Raw genomic sequence first — 19,694 nt, 5'->3', positions numbered from 1 at the left:
TTCAGGAAAGATATTCTTATTCTTGCTTAAAGCTATTTTTAGTAATTAGTGGCTCAGTTATGATATTAAGTAAAGTTGCTGATTTCTGCCCAAATGACGTTACATAATACATATAGATAGTTATATAATTCACAGATAAGAGCCGACAACACAAAAAATCGTTCCGTAATAGTACAGAACGATTTCATCTCTCTTCACACTGTTTTGCTTAATTGATAAAGACTTTGATAGAATTAGTTATTGATGTACTGGAAATTGAATATCGTAGATTAAAGCATTCACGATATTGCTATCTAACCAATAAACATATTAACTATTTCATCATTAATTATTTAAAAAATAAGGGTTGTAACATAAAGTTGTAGTTTTTTGAGTAAAACAACCCATTCTCTCATTTAGGCAGATGGCATAAAGTGTTTTCTAGCTATTACTATTCAAACCAATAGCCTATTATATGAACTATGAGTATAACCAACTAACTCAAATTTATATACGTTAGTTGGTCAAACGCCCCTATTCATCAATATAAGTTAAAACCAATCGTAGCTTGTAACCAAGCATTTTTATAACGAGGGGTAGTTGAACTACCCGAACCACTGTTGTTTTGTACATCCCAACCAGCTCTAGCCCCTATCACAAGGTGATTTAGGTTTATGTCGACACCTCCAACAAAACACATAATATTTTTGCGAAGGTTATCATTACTAAATTCTGTTTCTTGTGCAACCGTTGTTGTTCCATCGGCAAATACATCTTTCTGTTTGATTAAATAAGAAAACTGCGGGCCTGCCAAAATAGTAATAAATTTGATGGGTTTGATAGCTAAGAAAATAGGCACATCTATATAAGAAGTAGTACGAGTAAAATCATAAGTACTACCTAGGATTTTTCCTGTTGCTTGGAAACCCTTCTGCGAAAAGAGTACTTCTGGCTGAATTCCAATTAATTTACCAAACGGAATCCCTAAATATACCCCTGCGGCTACTCCATATTTTGCATTGGCATTGAATGCCTCTCCTTGTGAGTCATACACATTAGAGTAATTTGTACCAGCTTTTAGACCAAACATGATGTTGTCACGCTTATCGCTACTATCTTGGGCATTGATATAGCTGGTTGCAGCCAATAACATCGCAAACATTAAAGTTACTTTTTTCATTTTTGTATTGAATTAGTTTTATCGTGTATAGGTGTTCAGAACTAGATAAATGAGTGATTAAATATGAGTACTAAACTTTGCACTAATACTTATCAATAATAGCATAGTTGGTATATTATATAATATCAAAAAACAAAATATACATATAATACACTCATTATAAGAATATTACAAAAAATGCTTGATTATTTAATTTTGGATACTAACGTTTTAACTGCCGTTCCGAGGTTGTCCATATCTTGGCTAAATTTGGTTTTGAAAACTTGCCATTGGTCTTTGCCTTCGAGCTTATAATTATCTAACTTGACTCTCATCTCATTATTTTTTTGCTCAAGGTCGGCTACTTTTTGGTTGTACTCAATATTGTCGGGGGCTTGGCCTAGTTTCTTCTGAGCATTGAGCTTAGCTATACTTTGGTTGTTTTCCAAGATTTTATCAGCTATTTCATGGCGATAATTTTGAATATCGGCTACATATTCTTCATTGGCCTTATTCAAATCTTTGTTGGCTTCAACCACTTTGTTTTGGGCATTTCGTACTCGCTGAGCGGGGGTATTGATACAACTGACTATCATTGTAAGTACCATAAGTAAACTCAGTCCTAGGGGTAATAGTATTTTTTTCATCAATTCTATTTAGTAAGGGTAATATGTTGAAAACAATAGGTGCGAAACTATTGCTTTTAATTATTCATAAACAAGTTCTATTTTTGGGCATATCGTTGTAGTAGTATGTATCAGTAAAGTCAATAGGCATATTGATTTTATATTAACAGACTTATGTAGTATATATCCTACTACTAGATATGGTATTAGGAAACAAAGAGCTGGCAGTATTCTGACTTTTCCAGATAGTCTTTTTCCCATTTATTCAATTAGGTTTATTGGTTGGCTACATAACCATGATACATGGTTGGCCTAATTTCATCAGATTGCTATTACATATTTACCGTAAAATATTGTATAAATCACACTTCTGATTATGTCAGCTATATTCCTTTTAATCAAACCATTACCTGTATTTTGATAGGCAATAAATACATCAAAAATGAAGATTATATAGTGCATAATAAAAACGGGAAAGTATATACTATCCCATTTTTAGCCAACCCTCTAATCGTCATTATATTCTACTGTTAATTCGTTATTGACAGTCCATACCCCAGGGGCATTCCATGCCATACGTTCGGCTTCATCTTTTTGGTATAAAGAACGTACCGTTCCAGTAAGGGTAACGGTATTACCCAATACATTTACGATAATGTCCTGATTATCAACAGACCAGTTGCGGATAAGAGCATTTTCGATATTCTTTTTTTCGATTTCATCATGGGTTTCCGACTTAATCTTGATGCCATTGGTAACCCCTGTAATACCGACAATATCTTTGATAGCTTTTTGAGCAGCTTGTTTTTCATAATTCCAGAAAAGTTCACCTTCCAAAGTTACCCAGCCCTCTTCTACTTTTACCTGTACTCTATCTTTTGGTACAGCCCAGCTCCAGCCAAGAGCATTAACTACATCTTTGGCAATATCGGCATCATCTTTTTGGCCAGTAGTATCAAACTTGATAGTAATATTCTCGACGATAGCCCTTACACCCGTTACATTTTTGGTAGCATATTCTGCTTCCGATTTTTTGGCATAGCTATCAACCACGCCAGAAAGTGTAACAATACCATCTTTGGCTGTAACCCCAATTTCGGCAGCATTCAATAATGGTTCCCATTTAATGGCATCTTGAACGTCTTTTTGAAGCGTTTCATTCCTTTTCATTGGTTTCGGTGTTTTGGAAGAAATAGAATTGATTACAACTGCGACATCATTTTGTCAAATTCCTCTTTGGTTTTTCCTACTTTGGTCTGAAGCTTGCCCAACATTTCTTGTTTTTTACCCTTCTCAAACATCAAATCATCGTCTGTTAAGATAGCAAACATTTGTTTTAGCTTTCCTTTTTGCTCTTCCCAATTACCCTCAATTTCAATTGTGTTCATAGTATTTTCTATTTAAAATGTTGAAAAATTATCACATTACAAAGCTGATAGTTGTGATTGAGTGATTAGTAAATAAATCAAGTTCTATTTTATATTCACCAATTGGTATTTTCAATATTTATTATCTAAATCCATACTTTCCAGTTCACTAATTCACAATCCCCCCCCCCCCGGAGGGCAGTTTGTCTTTGGGTTTACTATTATAGGTCGCAACTTGACTTACCAAGGCTTCGACAACAGTTATAATTTTGGTAGAATTTTTGGCGACAACATTGGCAATTGTAAATTCTAAAATCGTACCTAGTATTCTCTTAATGGGATTATGAGAATTGCCTATGATAATTTTTTTAGAAATATACCCAGTTGTTAGTCCAATAATGGTATTGAGAATATTGTTTTTTAGGTCGGGTACAACGCCCACTTCCTGAAAGGTATTTTTCAGAATATTGATAGGTTGCATATTTTCATAGATTTGAGCCGTTTGTTGTTTCAAAGCCTGTAAATCTTGTACTTGCTTGTTGTGCAACAAAATAATCATTTCGTTCAATACGTCAGTTTCGCTTGGGGTTTTCATACTTTTTTATTTTAACATATTCTCAATTACAATGTTGCTAATAGGCACTTTAATCCATTGACGTCGCAGAATATAAAGTATAATAGCACCCACAGCATAAACACCTGCTACCACAAAAAAGCCATAGTAAATTTTTCCTAGGGCTTCGCCTAGCCAAAATGCTACACCGACAGTTAACATCAAAACAACCATTGCAACAACAATAGCAAGAAGCAGTTGAACAGCCAAAGATGATACTATATCAGCCGATTTAGCGATTGTACGAAGCCTAAATAATGCTATCGTAGTTTTGGTATAATCTTCGGCTTTTTCGCAAAGCGTTTCTATTGATGTTGCGTTGTTGTTCATCAGAAATCTCTTAATTTATATTTTACTATAACGAATACAAAACTCTTATATTCAAAGGCTTATATTCTTGTGGTCTTCTAAGTTAGCTTTATTTTTAGCCACCAACTCTTCAGCCTCGTTCCAGGTACTTTGTACTTTTTTGTTGATAACTTCCAAAATACCTTCGTATTTGTCTTTTAGTTCGTCGAGGTAGTCTTCGCCTTTTCCAACAATATTCTTTCTTGTGATACTACCTTTTTCTGGGGCTATAATAATGCCTATTAAAGTACCAGCCGCCAAAGCCGCCAATATGCTAAGAAATATTTTATTTGATTTCATTGTAATGTATTTTAATTGTGTAATAGATTATATATATAGCCATAGTTACGAAACAATATTCGCTAGTTTTTTAGCTAGCAAAGGTCATTCATATCCACTTTTAATAATAGTAGAGAGCATCTTGAATCGCACGTTGGCCTTTATGGTGCTAGACTTGTGTGCAGGAATAATAATGGCTTGCCCTGTTTCGAGTAAACTAGATTTACCGTCTATTTCAACTTCTGCCTGCCCGTCTATTACCTGAATAAATGTATCAAATGCCGATATTTTCCCCGATAAAGCTTCTCCAGAATCAAAAGAAACAGCAGATACATTACCCGTTGTTTTACGAATAATAGTTTTTATTACGACCGAATTAGGAATATATTCAATAATTTCGACGATAATAAAGGTTTTAGATTTTTCCAATTCTGAATTTTCCAATGTATTAAGAGGTAAAATTGTATGGTGAAAAGAACAGTCTTATGAAGAGCTGTCCTTTCATTGCTTTTACGGGATAGCTTGTGACTATTTATCAAATACCACAATTTCTATCCTTTCAAAACAACTTAATCTTTTGCAGGCTGACCTTTTTTGATAATATTAATGACTTCTTGTCGCTTTTTATTTAATCGGTTTTCTACTCTACTCAACAGGGCTTCTTCTTTACCTACTTCAAATTTTAAGTCGGCATCGGTGAGCTGAGCAAATTTGTCCTTTAGCTGTTGTGATTGGCTATACCAATCGCCAGTAATTTTAAAGGTTTCAGCAACTTTCTCTGGAGCTTTGTTCATGATATTTTGTTTAGATGACTAATTCATAATCATTAAACAAAGGTGACGATAATCGCTATACTTGGTGTTACACAATACCCTAAAGATATTACACATATCACATATTTGCCGATAATGTCTATTCTTTAGTATCCTATCTTTTGCAGAATAACGATAATAATAAGGCACTATATATCCTCAATATTTTTTAAATATTAAGGATATATTAAATACCTTTCCTTTCTTACAAAACCTTGATTTAAAAATCATCTCAAACCTTCAAGAAAGGCAAAAAATCCACCAAACACCTGAAAATCAGAAACTTAATAATATATATTTCAGTTAATTTAATATTAATCAGCGAGTAATAATTAGGTAATATTAGGGGCTTAATTTTGTCGAGTAAAAAATAGTTTCCAACTAAAAATTGGGACGACTCCATTTTTAACTCATAACCAATATGACTCATAAACGTTTACTACTGATATTATCGTTATTCTTCTCCTCAATCTCCTTTATTCAAGCTCAACAAACTGGTACTATTCGTGGAAATATCAAAGATGCTGTTACAAAAGAAGACATTATTGGTGCTACCGTAATTATTGAAGGACAAAACAAAGGTACTTCGGCCGACATCAATGGTTTTTTCTCGCTCAGCAGAGTCGTTCCAGGCGTATATTCTTTAAAGATTTCGTTTGTAGGTTACAAAACCAAAACGATTCCTAACGTAAAAGTTGAGGCTGAAAGAGTTACCGAAATCAACACCGTGATTGAAGAAGAAGGTGCAACACTACAAGAAGTACGTGTAGTAGGACAAAAACTGACCAATACCGAGGTTTCGGTTATTTCAGAAATAAAAGCAGCCCAACAAATTGTTAGTGGTATTTCGGCGGCTCAGATTGGCAAAACCCAAGACAGAGACGCTGCCGCAGTAGCCAAGCGTGTACCAGGTGTTACGATTATTGGCGACCGCTTTATCAATATCAGAGGGCTAAGCCAACGTTACAATAACGTAATGTTGCATAATGCCTTTACGCCTAGTATGGAAACCGACGTTAAATCGTTTTCTTTTGATATTATTCCTAGTTCTCAGATTGATAGATTCTTGGTATACAAAACACCTGCCGCAGAGCTACCAGCCGATTTTGGTGGGGGTATTGTAAAAATATTTACCAAGGGTATTCCTGAAAGAAACAGCTTTGTATTTGATATAAGCTTTGGTTTGAGAAATGGAACTACTTTCAAAAACTTTAAAAGTGCTGCCAGAGGCAACAATTATTGGACAGGTTTTGATAATGGTTATAACGATTTACCGAGTATTATTCCAGCCAAAATCGACCCTATTACACAAGGGACTGACGCTATTACCAACTATAGCAAGGCATTTAGAAACGACTGGGTAGCCAATGAAGGTACGGCTATGCTCGACCAGCGATATGCTTTTACAGGAAATTTTAAAGTAATTGATGCTAATATCAAACTTGGCAATATTACATCGGTAAGCTACAGCAATACCAATCAGTATTACAGAGCCAAAAGAAATGATTTTAATACCAATATCAACGATACAAAATCGCAAATTTATGACTTCAACGACGATACCTATAACAACACGATTCGTGTAGGTATTATGCACAACTGGTCGTTGAAACTCAATGAAAAGCATTCGTTCAACTTCAAAAACCTATTTAACCAAGCTAGTATTGCTAATTATACCAATCGTTTTGGTACGGTTATCGAAAATGGTACTACCCAAAACAACCATTCTTTCGACCAAGTATATCGTGGTATTTATACTGGCCAGCTTACAGGAAAGCATGATTTTGACGAAGGTAAATTGTCGGTAGATTGGGTTGCTGGTTATAACAAATCGTTTAGAAAACAACCAGATTATAGACGTTACCGCTCGGATGTTGACCCACAAACCGACCAACGTACGGTATTTATCCCAGTGGGTACGGCTCAAGCCTTTTATTTGGGTCGTGTATTTACCGAGCTTGACGAAAATTCGTATTCGGGAAGTGTAAACCTTACGAAAAAAGTAGCCTTTGGCGACCAAAAAGAATTAGAAATCAAAGGGGGGGTATTCTACGAAATGAAGAGTCGTGATTATTCAACTCGTAACTTGGGTTATAAACGCAGTGCATCGGCTCAGTTAGATTTTAGCGATATTTCTAAGGTATTCCAGCTAGAAAACTTTGGATCGAGAGGCGTCTTAATCGACGAACAAACCAATCCAAATGACTCTTACACAGCCGAAAACAAATTGTTGGCTTATTATGCACAAGTAAATGTACCAATCACCAAGAAATTCAATATTATCGCTGGCGTTCGTGTAGAAGACAACACCCAATCCCTGAAAAGTGCCTTCATTGGCGGAGCGGCTGTAAATGTCAACAACCCTATTACCAAAGTGCTTCCGTCGGTAAATATGACCTACAACTTTTCAGAAAAAATGCTGTTAAGAGCAGCCTACGGTATGTCGTTGAACCGTCCAGAGTTCAGAGAAATCGCTCCTTTGTCTTTCTACGACTTTAACTTCAATGTAGTATATAATGGTAATCCTAGCCTAAAAACTGCCGAGATTCACAACTTCGACTTCCGTTGGGAATATTACCCAACACCTGCCGAAGTAGTTAGTGTAGCCCTATTTTACAAAGATTTCAAAAATGCTATCGAAGCCGAAATAGATGCCAATGCAGGTTCGTTGGGAGCTAAAAACTTCAACTTTGACAACTTCGACAAAGCATACGACGCAGGGATTGAGGTTGAGTTAAGAAAATCGTTACAAAACTTATCAGATAATCATATCATCAAAAATACCAGCCTAATATTCAACGGAGCTTTGATTAAAAGTAGAATTACTGATAATAGCCAAAAAATTGCCGTTGACCGTCCACTCCAAGGGCAATCGCCTTATATCCTCAACCTTGGGTTGTATTATGGCACACCCGAAACAGCATGGCAAGGAAGTGTTCTTTACAACGTAGTAGGAAAAAGAATCTTCGCAGTAGGTTTTGATGGCTACCCAGACCTATACGAAATGCCTAGAAATGTAGTAGACCTTAATATTTCAAGAAAAATCGGAAAAAAACTTGTCGTAAAAGCCAGTGCATCGGATATCCTCAACCAATCATTCTTGATTCTTCAAGACGGTAACCGTGACGGTATTTTTGACAGAAATAAAGACGAAGTAATTCAAAACTACAAACCGGGTAGCTCTTTCTCACTAGGACTTACATATTCAATTTATTAAACAAAACAAGGGTTTCTAAACAGACAACTCTAAGAATCAATTCATAACCTAAAATTAGTAAAATGATGAGCTTTAAAACTCTCCAAAGAAAAGCAACCCTTTTGCTTGCTTTATTCTTAACGGTTGGCATTGTATTACAGTCTTGTAAAAAAGACGACGAGGTAACGCCAATACCTACCATCAGCGTAACTAACAGTGCATTGTCGGGCCTTCCGGGTGCAGACCTCAGCCTGGCTGCATCTATCAATGCCCCTGGCGGATTGCAGTCGGTAACTCTTTTGAAAAACGGTGCTCCTTTAGAAACCAAAACATTTGCAGGCGAAAGCAGTGCCAACTATACTTATGCTTACAAAATCGAAAGTTTGGCGAGTGGCTCTACTGTAAATTTTAGCCTTCAAGCTACTGACAAAGCTGGCCAAAAATCAGAGTTATCGCTTATTACAGTAACTATTTCGGCTATTCCTGCCAAACAAGTAGTAGAAGTAAAAGGCTTGTTGACGGGTAATGTAAACTGGACAAAAGACAAAATTTACAAATTAGTAGGTTTTGTTCGTGTAGGTGCCGACACCACTCAGGTAGCCAACGCTGGTGCTACTACAGGTACACTGACTATCGAAGCTGGTACTGTAATCATTGGCGACCGTGCTACCAAAGGTACATTGATTGTTCAACGTGGTAGCAAAATCATTGCTAACGGTACTGCTAGTGCTCCTATTGTATTTACATCTGAAAGAGACCCAGGTGCTCGTGAACCAGGCGACTGGGGTGGCTTGGTAATTTGTGGTAAAGCGATCAACAACCGTGCTGGTGGCTCTGACCAATTAGAAGGTGGCTACAAAGCATGGCACGGAGGTACTGACGATACCGACAACTCGGGTTCGTTGAAATATGTTAGAGTTGAATATGCTGGTGTACCTATCAACCCTAACCAAGAAGTGAACTCATTTACGTTTGGCTCGGTAGGTAATGGTACTACAATGGACTACCTTATGGCTTCGTATGGTCTTGACGACTCATTTGAGTGGTTTGGCGGATCGGCCAATGCTAAGCACCTTATCGCTTACAGAGGTTTGGACGATGACTTCGATGTTGACTTTGGTTTCCACGGTAATATTCAATTTGCTGTAGGTCTTAGAGGTACAACACAAGCCGACCAGTCTGGTTCAAATGGCTTTGAAGTTGATAACGACGGGCAAGGTACTGCTGCTGAGCCATTTACTTCGGCTACATTTGCCAACGTAAGTATTATTGGAGCTAAAGCGGCGGCTGAAACATCTATTTCGTTACAGTTCCAAAACGGTATGCACTTACGCAGAAACAACAAACTAAAAATCTACAATACTTTTGTAACGGCTTATCCAAATGGTGTATATATCGACGGTAGTACAACAGCAGCCAATGCAGCCAAAGGTGATTTGGTATTGAAAGGTATTGTTGTGGCTGGTGTTGACAAATGGGGCGACAATGGCTTTGGTACTGGTGGTTCGGTTACGTTTACTCCAAGAGGTTTTGCTATCAGAGATATCGACACAGCTACGCCAAGCAACAACTTGTTAATCGGTACAGAAACTCCTTCAGCTTGGTTTGCTAAACAAACAGGAAACCAATTGTTGGCTAACTATACATTGGCAGGTATCAATGCTGGTATTTTCAATGCAACACCTAATTTCACTATCAATACCGCTGCTACAAATAGCCTTACAAAAGGTGCTGTAGCATTGCCATCGGGTTTTGAAACGGCTAACTATATCGGTGCTTTTAACGGTACAACAGACTGGACTTCGGGTTGGGCAGAATACAACCCTGATGCTAAAAATTACAAACAATAGTAGTAATATACCCTATTTCGTGCCATACTAGCACGAAATAGGGTTTTGTTTTTAATAAATTAGAAATACCCCATTTTTTGCACAACCAATATGAAAAACTTTGCATTACTCATTTGCCTTTCTTTATTTTTTTCGTGTAAAAACGATTCTTATCAAGCTTCTCATTATTTTTCTGAACAGGAAAAAGATTCTTTACTAACCAATATTATCACCTATATCTATATCAAGCCGACTGGGGCTAATAACCAAACCAAGTTTTCTACACAATTTCGCCCTTTTTACATAAAAAGTTTACCAAGTTTTTATTTAGAAAATTATTATCAAGCTCCTGATGGCACAAGCTATTTTTTTGTTATCCGACCTGTAGGTGGAAGCCCTAAATTTAGAAGAGGTGTTCTGGGAAAATTTCAATTAAAGGAGGGTTCATTGATGCCTACTGTATTTGAAGAAATTGTAAATACGCCCCATTTAGACGAAGAAGTGGTAAGGGAAAGAGGGCGTTTTTTGTTCAGAGAACTCGTAAAAGAAGGAAATCTGGACAAATATTTAACGATGAAACATTACATAGAATGGCCTGATTCAAGACTGATATATGACAAGAAAGTCAATGAATGGGTTACTCGATAAGATATTTTAGTTGTAGTTCATTTTGCTATTTCCCCTTGATTAGTCGAGGGGGAAAGTCCAAATGGATTTTCATATTGGTGCAAATCAGATAAAGCCGCTACGTATCGTAACGGCTTTTCTTTATGATATCCCACTCCTACCAAGCCACTATAAGCTACTGATTAACAAACACTTATTCTACTCCTCTCACCTGCATCTGTAAGGTATATACAGACTCCGAAGCGGTAATAAATAGCGTTTTACGATCTTTGCCACCAAAGCAAATATTACCAACCCAATTAGACGGCACTGGTATATTGCCAAGCTTTGTACCTTGGCTATTATAAATCGTAACTCCTTTTCCAGTCAAATATAAGTTTCCTTGGTTATCCAAGACCATACCGTCCGAGCCTTGCTGAACAAAGAGCTGTCGATTGGTCAGCGTTCCATCCTGATTTATCTGGTATTTATAAGTTTTGTTATCACGTATATCTGCCACAAACAAATATTGTCCGTCGGGTGTACCTACAATACCATTAGGCTGTTTGAGGTTGTCGTCTACCAACATGGCTTCCTTCGAGCCTTTGGGCAAATAATAAACATTTTGGGCTGTTATTTCAGTTTTTTTTCGTTCCCAATAATCACGTTGATAATAAGGGTCAGTAAAATAAATTCCTCCTTTGGCATCTATCCACAAATCGTTAGGGCCATTGGCTTTTAGTCCCTTAATATTGTCGAGCAATACGCTTGTCTTTTTGCCATTGTTAATCACCCAAATTTCATTTTTTTCATCGGCACAAGCTATCAGATTACCTTTTTTATCAAAATACAGTCCATTCGAGCGACCTGTTTTATCCATAAAAAGGCTTAGTTTTCCGTGTGTATCATATTTCCAAATTTTATCGTTAGGCTGGTCTGTAAAAAAGATATTTCCTTTTTTATCTACCGCTGGGCCTTCTGTGAAGGTAAATTGCTTCGATACCTGTACCAATTCAGCCCCTTGTTTTATCAGATTTAGCCCTTCTAGTTGAGCAACTGCCACCTGAGCACACCATACCAGTACACCACCAATAATACTTGTCTTTTTCATTATGTTCATTTTTGGATTAACTAAAAAAGCAATTTAGTCAAATAAGCCCTTCTTTCCCCAAAGATTTGTGTGCTTTTAAGGTTCTTTTGTACTAAAACATGCCAAAAAGTATGCGGTTCATTTTGAACCTTATGCTTTTCAATGAACCTGAAAGCATAAGGTTCAAAATGAACCGCATGATTATTAACCAAAATCTTTGGGTTTTTATTCTACAATATAACTTCCCATTTTTTTGACTAAAGCCTGTAACTCTTGCAAAGATTTTTGGTTTTTGGCCTGATAAAACTTATTGGCTGTTTGAAGAAGCAACTGATAGTCTGAATCAAAATCAGTCGTATTGAATTTACTAACTTCTGGATTTTTTGGTACAATAGCCTCAAGCTCTTCTAGCTGTTCTATAGGTTGAGTTAGCTCGTTATCTTTTGCCAAAGCCTGAATCATTCCCTTAGCAACTTTCTTTTTGCCTGTCAAAATATCATTTCTCAATGACGAGTCCAGTTTGTTTAGTCCTTTGGCAAAGGCCGCGTCTCGCTTGATAGTAGAACGAGCTACATTAAATTCGTTTGCCAAACGCTCGGCAGTATCGCCAACATCGGTTTTATCATAAGGTTCATTTTGAACCGCATGGTTCTGACGCTCATATTTACCTATATCATTTTTCTCATTTAGAAAACGTAAGCCTCTAAAATAGGAAACTTGTTCGGGGGTTAAATTACGCCTACCTAACTGTAAATCAATCATATACTCTTTTACTTGTTGCAAAGAAGTAAAAGACATTAATTGTACATTGAAGGTAATATTGTTCTTTTTGCAAATGTCATATCGGTTATGACCATCTACCAAAATATACTGTGGCACTTGTGGATTATCTACTGAAGGGTCAAGTACTCCTGCGGTTGTTTCCCAAACAGTAAGGGCATCACGACACCCATTTTTAATAATATTAGCCTCTAGCTGGCTATATTCATCTATGCCCAAAGGTGGAATAAAAACCCTAAGCTCTTCCAGAATTTGAATATTATTTTTGACAGTCTCACTATTGATTAACTGATTGTTGCTGAATGTCTCTTTGGTTTTGCTAGCAATTAAATTGCCTATATTGATTTTAGCCATTTCTAATTATTTTACAAACTGAAGGTAATCGATGTATTCGGCACAAAAAGCATTGTAAAGACTTGCAGCTTCCGAATTATTGGCAAACTTTGAAATGGTATTACCAGCTACTTGAGCTTTCTGAAAATCAACCAAATGTTTTATTTCTGTATTGAAAATACGCAAAGGAAGATTTTGACGAACGGCTTCTTTGATTCCATCATGTACACTGTTTTTCTTGACCATCGTAAATACCAAACCATCTATATCGAGCATCGGATTAAGGTTTTTCTTGATTTCGTGTATTTTCTCCAACAACGAATTTACGCCTTTCATGGCGGCCATTTCGGGTTGCATCGTAATCAAGCACGAGTCGGACGCATACATGGCCGAAACCGTGAGTTTACCCAAAGAAGGAGGGCAGTCAATCAAAATATAATCGTATTTGGTCAGTAGGGGAGTCATACGGTTTTTAAGGCGTAAATCACCTCCTGGTACTAATATGAGCTGGTATTCGGCATTACCTAAGTCTATATCGCTAGGAGCAAGGTCTAATCCTTCGTCGAGCGTTATCGTTGGAAACTCAGCATCGTGAATCAAAGCATCTGCTACTTGCGATTCGGGCTGTTCGATACCCAAGATTTGGCTGAGGTTGCCTTGTGGGTCGAGGTCTATCATCAAAACCTTAAAACCTTTATTGGCCAATGCTTCACCAAGCGAACAAACGGTAGTGGTTTTGCCAACACCGCCTTTGTGGTTAATCACCGAAACAACACGAGCTTTTTGGTATAAATCGTCGGTATATCCGTAATCTCGTAACACGCCATCTAGGGCTACTAAGTGTTTTTCGCTGAGTTGTCTTCCTTTTGATAATGCCTGAGCAATTGTTCCTGAAGGAATAGAGGCTTGTTTTTCTACTGCTGCAACCGATATAGCAGGGCGATGTCGAAAAAATTTTAAGGCATTTTCGTGTGTAAGCATTGTAAAATATTTTGTAGTAAAGTTGTTACAAATATATACTATTTTGTCATAACTTTACTACAAAAAGGAGGATATTTATTAGTATTTTGTAAAAAAAACTAATAAGGGGAGTTTTCGGACACTCTAACAAATAGAGGATTATAACTCTTAAAATAGGCCTAAAAATGACAGAAAAAGCCTTTTCTGTCATGAAAAAAAGGCCCAAAATATCTCTAAGGGGAGTTTTCGGACACTCGAAGTCCAGTTTTTACTAAAAATTGTCTGTCTTGGTTTTAGCCAAAAAAACCGTAAGGGGAGTTTTCAGACACTCGGGCATTTTTAGTATTTGTCTCATAAAGACTCATTTAGCTTTATTTTTATGAAAATAAGGGGAGTTTTCGGACACTCGCGGCATTTTTATTTTCAATAAAACAAAGGAAACTGTTAAAGCTGAAAATGTGGATAACTCCAGAAAATAAAACCTAAAACCTATTATTTTTAGTAATTTTTTTAAATTTTTCTCTTGATTTATATATTTATCATTTATAATTTGTATGATTTAGGGGGCTTGTAAGTGCTTGATATACAGTAATATACAAACCGTAAGGGGAGTTTTCGGACACTCTAAGGGGAGTTTTCGGACACTTAAAACGAAAATAAGGGGAGTTTTCGGACACTCTAAGGGGAGTTTTCGGACACTTTTACGTATATTTATAGCATATATTCAAGAATAAGTCATTTAAAATGTGGATAACTTTTGTAACAGCACAACTTAAAGCCTCCCCAAATAACAAACCCAACCTACATCTAACATAATTTTCAATGAGCAAGAACATGACAAAAAAAGAAAAAAAACAGCAAGAAGAATCAAGCGTTGAAAGTGCAGAATATCTTTTTGAAGAACAAACTTTTATTGAGAAGAGGGTTCATAACTACCTGCCCAATAACTTGGTTGTAAGTCATGCCCGTTACAGTCGTATCGAACAAAAGATTTTTGAATTTTTTATTAATCAAATAGATTTTGATAAATCAAAAGATATGTCAACAACAACGGGGCTTATCATCAAGATTCCGCTGCGGTATATTTCAAAGCATATCAAGTATGCCGATTTAAAAACATACTCAGCCACACTTGGCTCAAAACCTATTACAATTGAAGAAATATCGAAGACATCCAAGAAAGAAAAGTTTATTCATATTTTTCCATTTATCAAAATAGAATACAACCCCGACAAAGGTTTTTTGGAGTTTTACACAAATCCCCAAATTTCGCCGTTTTTATTCTATCTGGAGAAACAGTATGCCAAGTACAAATTGGAGAGCGTATTGAGCTTTAAATCGGTGTATACAACCCCGATGTACCGTCTTTTGAGGATGCACATCGGACAAAATAGAAGTGTTTTCATTTATAGTATCGATGAACTTCGGAAAATACTAGGAGTAGATACCGAAAAATATACCAATTTCAAGGACTTTAAAAAGTACGTAATAGAACCCGCCAAACGAGAACTAGCAGAAAGTAGCTACGAACCCATTCATTTTGACTATGAAAGTACTGATAAAAAACTCAGAAATATTACGCATCTAACCTTTACAATTATCAATGCCATTACGATTAGTAACCGAGAAAAAGAAGAGCTTTCTGTAGCTGTACAGCAAATGGCCGACCCGTACTCTCTTGTAACTTCAGCCTCTATTATTTTGAAACGAGATTACAATATGCCCGATTACCAGATTGAAAAAATCTTAGCCAACCAAGATTTATTGCGGCAGTTTATTATGCTCGATATAGAACTCAACAATGGAGTACACCCAAAAGTAAAAAACCGAACCGCTTGGATACTGGCTTGCTTAGGATTAGTAAAAAAGAAAACCAAGGCATAAAATTGAGGTGTGCAGTATTCCGAGATTGAATTTTTGATTATCAAAAAAATCGGCGAACCTTTTATACCAAGATTCGCCGATTTTGATTGTAGCCAAAACTTACTTAAAAACTATATCGCAAACCCAACTGAGCTTGGTATCGAGAAGCCAATTGGTCGACCGAATAAGGAGTAGAAGGCTTGATAAAGTTATAAACAGGGTCGGCAGCTGTACCTGAGTTTTTGCGAACCAATCCAAGACTCGACGTTGAATTGAAGGTATTTGATACAAAATACACCCTTCCCCAACCGCTATTCAATAAATTGGTAAAATTGATGACATCTAACGACACTTGGATTGTATGAGCCTTTTTACCTGAATGGATAGCAATATCGTGCATAATTCTGAGGTCGGCTGTTGTGTTCCAAGGTGTACGGCCAGTATTTCGCTCGGTAAAAGTGCCTTTTCGGGTACTTAAATACGAATCTGCATTGACAAAATTCATAAACTCCTGAGCCTGCTGTGCTGCCGTAATGGTAGTACCGTTAGCATCTTTATAATCAACCATGTATTTGGTAGCCTCGTCGGTATCTTTGAAAATATATGCCAAGCCAGCAGCTTGTGGTGTATTGGCCAATGTAGCATTCACAAAGCCCCATGTAAACGGATTGCCCGACTGAGCACTAATCACTGTTGAAACGGTAGTTGCATGAGTTTTATTCCATTGCTTTTTATAACCAATCGACGCTATAATTCTATGACGAATATCGAAGTTTGAATAAGCTAATTTAGGGTCGTTTGGTGTCAACGACTGGTTCAGTTGCCAGTTAGACTCCATCGAGTTACGAATACCATTGGTTAAATCCCATGACTGGCCATAAGTATAAGCTACCGAGATATTCAAGCCAAAATTATAATTTTTGGCTACCTGACCCGTCAAGCTATAACGATACCCTTGCGAAGTGTTAGACAGCATATAAGCATTTGAGAATCCAGTATTTACTTTTTGTCCAGAGGCTCCTCCCGACAAATAAATAGGCATTTGACGGTCGGTATCATAACTAAAGTATTTTACAGAATCTTTGAGGTTAACTTGTTGGAATTTTAGGTCGTTAATAGTTTTTGTAAAAATTCCTTCAAGGGTAAATTTATAACCATTGGTATTATAATCAACAGCCAAACTACTTCTCCAAACCTGAGGCATTTTGAAGTTATTATTCATAACATCAACCTGAGTTTGGTTGCCTTGTCCGTTATTGAAAGCAAAAGTTTTTGCACCATCTTTCAGCACATCACCTTTTACACCAGTTTTTGTTGCAAGGTTATTAACATCAAACGAACCATAACCAACGCCATCGTTATAGAAGGCATACCCTAGCCAAGCAAAAGGAATTTTACCCGTAAATATCCCCGAACCACCTCTAATAATCAACGATTTGTCGCCATTAACATCATAGTTAAAGCCAATTCTTGGCGATACCAATACTTGTCCAAAAATCTTATTATTAATCTGCGACAGTGGCGTAGCACTGTAAGTAGTACCCGCATTAGGGTCGATAGGCGTATTGTGGGCGATGGTACTAATCGCTGGCGAGTCGGTTGTGGCTAAGTCAAACCTTAAGCCAGGTGAAAGTTTTAAACGGTCATTTACCTGAATTTCGTCCTGAGCATATACACTAAACATTCCTACATTGAATTTGGCATACGGATTATCAAAGTTATAATCGCGGTCGTTATTTGTAAAATTATATGAGCCACGCACACGGTTTACTTTTCCAGCAAAAAACTCGTCTAAATTACGGTATGCTACACGGCCATTCCAAGAATTGACAAAGCCATAATTGATATGATAAATTTCGTTGTGAGTACCTACCAAAAATGTATGTTTCCCTGAAAACCAAGTAAAGTTGTCGGTAAATTCAATGGTTTTTTGACGCATATTAAAAATCGTTGCTTCACGGTCATTTCCTAAGAAAATAGTACCTCCATTAGCCGCAATTTCTACCTGCGGAAAAGACGCATTGCCACTCAAAGGCTGTCGGTAATCATGAATATCTGAATACCCTAAAATGAGGCTATTAGAGGCATTCCCAAAACGGCTTTTTAGCTCGGCTACTGTCGAATTTTGGTTGTTGATTTGTTTGAAATCCATGCTAGAAAACCTAAAATTCGCTAAATCACGCTCAAGATTGCTGGCTTCTGAAGTGATATAATTGTTGCGAATCGACAACTGATGTTTGTCTGAGATATTCCAATCTAAGCGATTAAAGAATTTATTACTTTTAGCATAAATATTGTAGTTATTGGCTTCACCAACATCAAATCCATAATTAGTTTTAACAAAATCAGTAATTTTTTGTGCTGTTGCTGCATCAATCAACGACAACTGATTGCCGTTGGCATCTTTATAACCTGCCCCATAAAAAAGTGGCTCTTGGCGGCGGGTAATTTCTTCATTCGTAAAGAAAAATAGTTTGTTTTTTATCAAAGGTAAACCCACTCTAAAACCTGTCTGATAATCGTAATAACTGCTTGGAACTTTAGCTCCATCGCCTGCATTATTAGGGCCTGTAATAGTAGCATTTCTCCCAAATCCATACACTGACCCAGTCACTTCATTTGTACCACTTCGGGTTACGGCATTGATTGAACCACCTGTAAAATTACCAATTTTGACATCATAAGGAGCAATGTACACCTGTATATCCTGAATGGCATCTAACGAAATAGGGTTTGTTCTTGTACTACTCCCTGGCATACCCGATGTACCGCTTTGTCCTCCCAACGATGGACTAAAGCCAATGGCATCGTTATTGATTGTACCGTCGATAGTTACGTTATTATAGCGAAAGTTTGTTCCTGCAAACGAGTTATTGGCACTTTGAGGAGTCATTCGGGTCATATCGGTAAGGCTTCTGCTCAAGGTTGGTAAGGTTTTGATTTGGTTCTCGCCCAAATTAGTACCTGCTCCTAGCTTTGTACCGCCTTTTTCGCCTTTTACCACCACTTCAGCCAAAGCGGTACTTTCTTCTTGTAAAATAAAGTCTACATTGGCATTAGAACCCAAATTAAACGTCAAGCCTTCAGCTACTTGAGGGGCATATCCTACAAAAGTTACTACAATTTTATAAGGCCCTCCAGGGTTCATATTGGCAATAGTAAAATGGCCGTCAGAACTAGAAGCTACGCCATATTTTGCTCCTGTTGGCAAGTAAGTAGCAATAACCGAAGCCCCCGGAATTTCGTGGCCTGCTTTGTCTTTTACTCGACCCGAAATGGCCGAAGTAGTAATTTGAGCATACGTATTTACGCCACAAAAGAGCATAATGAGAGTGGTCAGCAATTGACAAAATTGCTTAGCATAAAAATTGTTTTTCATGATTTTGATTAAGATATAGTAGTTAACGCATATACCCTTTTGGATATACGAAGAATTAAATGTTAAATGAATTATGGCCTAAATGAGGAGTTGACGAAATAATATGTAACGAGTCGATTGTTGGAAATCGCTTTTCTTACGCACTATAGCCTGCGTAAAAAATACATATTGGATAGGATTGGTAAGCGTTTTTTGTACAGAAAATGTGATTAATTCTCGAATTTCGTCGTCATCATCAATTTCTATATCAAAAGAATTATCGTTAAAAGAAGTTTGTTTGAACGTATTGAAAACTGAAAGATGAGAGCCTTGCAACAGACTGGTTTTTACATGGCTTTTAACGATAGCATATACACTGTCTAAATGCGTAGACTTTTGCTCTACAGATAGTAGACCAATTAGCACGATAAGTATATATTTCAGTAATTTCATACTACAAAAGTATATCCACAGTATTAATTAATCTTTTCGGGTA

Annotated in this window: 18 protein-coding genes; 4 read left to right on the top strand and 14 right to left on the bottom strand. The window is 36.9% G+C overall.

Going from position 1 to position 19,694, the window contains the following annotated elements:
• Positions 1–520 precede the first annotated feature (520 nt).
• From FLEMA_RS0100785 to FLEMA_RS0100745, 9 genes are all read right to left on the bottom strand, one after another.
• The gene (locus FLEMA_RS0100785) at positions 521–1,159 is read right to left on the bottom strand and encodes a porin family protein (RefSeq protein WP_026993814.1); all 639 of its coding nucleotides are present in this window, start codon (positions 1,157–1,159) and stop codon (positions 521–523) included.
• 185 nt (positions 1,160–1,344) lie between these two features.
• The gene (locus FLEMA_RS0100780; RefSeq protein ID WP_144080022.1) at positions 1,345–1,734 is read right to left on the bottom strand and encodes a sll1863 family stress response protein; all 390 of its coding nucleotides are present in this window, start codon (positions 1,732–1,734) and stop codon (positions 1,345–1,347) included.
• 537 nt (positions 1,735–2,271) lie between these two features.
• Positions 2,272–2,934 carry a BON domain-containing protein gene (locus FLEMA_RS0100775; protein WP_026993812.1) on the bottom strand — a complete coding sequence of 221 codons (663 nt, stop codon included), beginning with the start codon at positions 2,932–2,934 and terminating at the stop codon, positions 2,272–2,274.
• Between the two features lie 32 nt (positions 2,935–2,966).
• On the bottom strand, positions 2,967–3,152 hold the full coding sequence (locus tag FLEMA_RS0100770; RefSeq protein WP_026993811.1) for a CsbD family protein: 186 nt from the start codon (positions 3,150–3,152) through the stop codon (positions 2,967–2,969).
• 148 nt (positions 3,153–3,300) lie between these two features.
• A complete protein-coding gene (locus FLEMA_RS67070) occupies positions 3,301–3,726 on the bottom strand; it encodes a hypothetical protein (protein ID WP_174395942.1) in 426 nt (141 codons plus the stop codon).
• A gap of 6 nt (positions 3,727–3,732) precedes the next feature.
• Positions 3,733–4,074 (bottom strand): hypothetical protein, encoded by a 342-nt coding sequence (locus FLEMA_RS0100760; protein ID WP_026993810.1) that lies wholly within the window; start codon positions 4,072–4,074, stop codon positions 3,733–3,735.
• A 51-nt stretch (positions 4,075–4,125) separates the two neighbouring features.
• Positions 4,126–4,392, bottom strand: coding sequence for a YtxH domain-containing protein (locus tag FLEMA_RS0100755; protein WP_026993809.1), 267 nt, complete (start codon positions 4,390–4,392; stop codon positions 4,126–4,128).
• An 84-nt stretch (positions 4,393–4,476) separates the two neighbouring features.
• Positions 4,477–4,815: a cupin domain-containing protein gene (locus FLEMA_RS0100750; RefSeq protein WP_026993808.1), complete on the bottom strand. Its 339-nt coding sequence runs from the start codon at positions 4,813–4,815 to the stop codon at positions 4,477–4,479.
• A gap of 125 nt (positions 4,816–4,940) precedes the next feature.
• The gene (locus FLEMA_RS0100745) at positions 4,941–5,165 is read right to left on the bottom strand and encodes a hypothetical protein (protein WP_026993807.1); all 225 of its coding nucleotides are present in this window, start codon (positions 5,163–5,165) and stop codon (positions 4,941–4,943) included.
• Positions 5,166–5,604: 439 nt separating this feature from the next.
• Between FLEMA_RS0100745 and FLEMA_RS0100740 the strand changes: the two genes are divergently transcribed.
• The 3 genes from FLEMA_RS0100740 to FLEMA_RS67065 all read left to right on the top strand — a co-directional run bounded on the left by FLEMA_RS0100740 (position 5,605) and on the right by FLEMA_RS67065 (position 10,856).
• Positions 5,605–8,400, top strand: a complete 2,796-nt coding sequence (locus FLEMA_RS0100740; RefSeq protein ID WP_044170369.1) for a TonB-dependent receptor — start codon at positions 5,605–5,607, stop codon at positions 8,398–8,400.
• A gap of 62 nt (positions 8,401–8,462) precedes the next feature.
• Positions 8,463–10,229, top strand: coding sequence for a beta-helix domain-containing protein (locus FLEMA_RS0100735; protein ID WP_229359311.1), 1,767 nt, complete (start codon positions 8,463–8,465; stop codon positions 10,227–10,229).
• Positions 10,230–10,319: 90 nt separating this feature from the next.
• Positions 10,320–10,856: a hypothetical protein gene (locus tag FLEMA_RS67065; protein WP_044170368.1), complete on the top strand. Its 537-nt coding sequence runs from the start codon at positions 10,320–10,322 to the stop codon at positions 10,854–10,856.
• 172 nt (positions 10,857–11,028) lie between these two features.
• On the opposite strand, the gene FLEMA_RS0100720 is transcribed toward FLEMA_RS67065, so the two are convergent.
• The 3 genes from FLEMA_RS0100720 to FLEMA_RS0100710 all read right to left on the bottom strand — a co-directional run bounded on the left by FLEMA_RS0100720 (position 11,029) and on the right by FLEMA_RS0100710 (position 13,998).
• Positions 11,029–11,925 carry an SMP-30/gluconolactonase/LRE family protein gene (locus FLEMA_RS0100720; RefSeq protein ID WP_144080021.1) on the bottom strand — a complete coding sequence of 299 codons (897 nt, stop codon included), beginning with the start codon at positions 11,923–11,925 and terminating at the stop codon, positions 11,029–11,031.
• Positions 11,926–12,129: 204 nt separating this feature from the next.
• Positions 12,130–13,038, bottom strand: coding sequence for a ParB/RepB/Spo0J family partition protein (locus tag FLEMA_RS67060; protein ID WP_052353892.1), 909 nt, complete (start codon positions 13,036–13,038; stop codon positions 12,130–12,132).
• A 6-nt stretch (positions 13,039–13,044) separates the two neighbouring features.
• Positions 13,045–13,998 carry a ParA family protein gene (locus tag FLEMA_RS0100710; protein WP_026993803.1) on the bottom strand — a complete coding sequence of 318 codons (954 nt, stop codon included), beginning with the start codon at positions 13,996–13,998 and terminating at the stop codon, positions 13,045–13,047.
• An 813-nt stretch (positions 13,999–14,811) separates the two neighbouring features.
• On the opposite strand from FLEMA_RS0100710, the gene FLEMA_RS0100705 reads away from it, so the two are divergent.
• On the top strand, positions 14,812–15,861 hold the full coding sequence (locus FLEMA_RS0100705; protein ID WP_026993802.1) for a replication initiation protein: 1,050 nt from the start codon (positions 14,812–14,814) through the stop codon (positions 15,859–15,861).
• A 103-nt stretch (positions 15,862–15,964) separates the two neighbouring features.
• On the opposite strand, the gene FLEMA_RS0100700 is transcribed toward FLEMA_RS0100705, so the two are convergent.
• The gene (locus tag FLEMA_RS0100700) at positions 15,965–19,219 is read right to left on the bottom strand and encodes a TonB-dependent receptor (protein ID WP_044170365.1); all 3,255 of its coding nucleotides are present in this window, start codon (positions 19,217–19,219) and stop codon (positions 15,965–15,967) included.
• Positions 19,220–19,297: 78 nt separating this feature from the next.
• The gene (locus tag FLEMA_RS0100695; RefSeq protein WP_026993800.1) at positions 19,298–19,651 is read right to left on the bottom strand and encodes a hypothetical protein; all 354 of its coding nucleotides are present in this window, start codon (positions 19,649–19,651) and stop codon (positions 19,298–19,300) included.
• Positions 19,652–19,694: the final 43 nt, after the last annotated feature.

It is taken from the genome of Flectobacillus major DSM 103 (assembly GCF_000427405.1).
Lineage (GTDB): Bacteria > Bacteroidota > Bacteroidia > Cytophagales > Spirosomataceae > Flectobacillus > Flectobacillus major.
This window is presented reverse-complemented; position numbering and strand designations above follow the sequence as displayed.

Excerpts from the sequence above, each read along its gene's own strand:
- FLEMA_RS0100785 (WP_026993814.1), bottom strand. The coding sequence starts at position 1,159 with ATGAAAAAAGTAACTTTAATGTTTGCGATGTTATTGGCTGCAACCAGC.
- FLEMA_RS0100780 (WP_144080022.1), bottom strand. The coding sequence starts at position 1,734 with ATGATAGTCAGTTGTATCAATACCCCCGCTCAGCGAGTACGAAATGCC.
- FLEMA_RS0100775 (WP_026993812.1), bottom strand. The coding sequence starts at position 2,934 with ATGAAAAGGAATGAAACGCTTCAAAAAGACGTTCAAGATGCCATTAAA.
- FLEMA_RS0100770 (WP_026993811.1), bottom strand. The coding sequence starts at position 3,152 with ATGAACACAATTGAAATTGAGGGTAATTGGGAAGAGCAAAAAGGAAAG.
- FLEMA_RS67070 (WP_174395942.1), bottom strand. The coding sequence starts at position 3,726 with ATGAAAACCCCAAGCGAAACTGACGTATTGAACGAAATGATTATTTTG.
- FLEMA_RS0100760 (WP_026993810.1), bottom strand. The coding sequence starts at position 4,074 with ATGAACAACAACGCAACATCAATAGAAACGCTTTGCGAAAAAGCCGAA.
- FLEMA_RS0100755 (WP_026993809.1), bottom strand. The coding sequence starts at position 4,392 with ATGAAATCAAATAAAATATTTCTTAGCATATTGGCGGCTTTGGCGGCT.
- FLEMA_RS0100745 (WP_026993807.1), bottom strand. The coding sequence starts at position 5,165 with ATGAACAAAGCTCCAGAGAAAGTTGCTGAAACCTTTAAAATTACTGGC.
- FLEMA_RS0100740 (WP_044170369.1), top strand. The coding sequence starts at position 5,605 with ATGACTCATAAACGTTTACTACTGATATTATCGTTATTCTTCTCCTCA.
- FLEMA_RS0100735 (WP_229359311.1), top strand. The coding sequence starts at position 8,463 with ATGATGAGCTTTAAAACTCTCCAAAGAAAAGCAACCCTTTTGCTTGCT.
- FLEMA_RS67065 (WP_044170368.1), top strand. The coding sequence starts at position 10,320 with ATGAAAAACTTTGCATTACTCATTTGCCTTTCTTTATTTTTTTCGTGT.
- FLEMA_RS0100720 (WP_144080021.1), bottom strand. The coding sequence starts at position 11,925 with ATGAAAAAGACAAGTATTATTGGTGGTGTACTGGTATGGTGTGCTCAG.
- FLEMA_RS67060 (WP_052353892.1), bottom strand. The coding sequence starts at position 13,038 with ATGGCTAAAATCAATATAGGCAATTTAATTGCTAGCAAAACCAAAGAG.
- FLEMA_RS0100710 (WP_026993803.1), bottom strand. The coding sequence starts at position 13,998 with ATGCTTACACACGAAAATGCCTTAAAATTTTTTCGACATCGCCCTGCT.
- FLEMA_RS0100705 (WP_026993802.1), top strand. The coding sequence starts at position 14,812 with ATGACAAAAAAAGAAAAAAAACAGCAAGAAGAATCAAGCGTTGAAAGT.
- FLEMA_RS0100700 (WP_044170365.1), bottom strand. The coding sequence starts at position 19,219 with ATGAAAAACAATTTTTATGCTAAGCAATTTTGTCAATTGCTGACCACT.
- FLEMA_RS0100695 (WP_026993800.1), bottom strand. The coding sequence starts at position 19,651 with ATGAAATTACTGAAATATATACTTATCGTGCTAATTGGTCTACTATCT.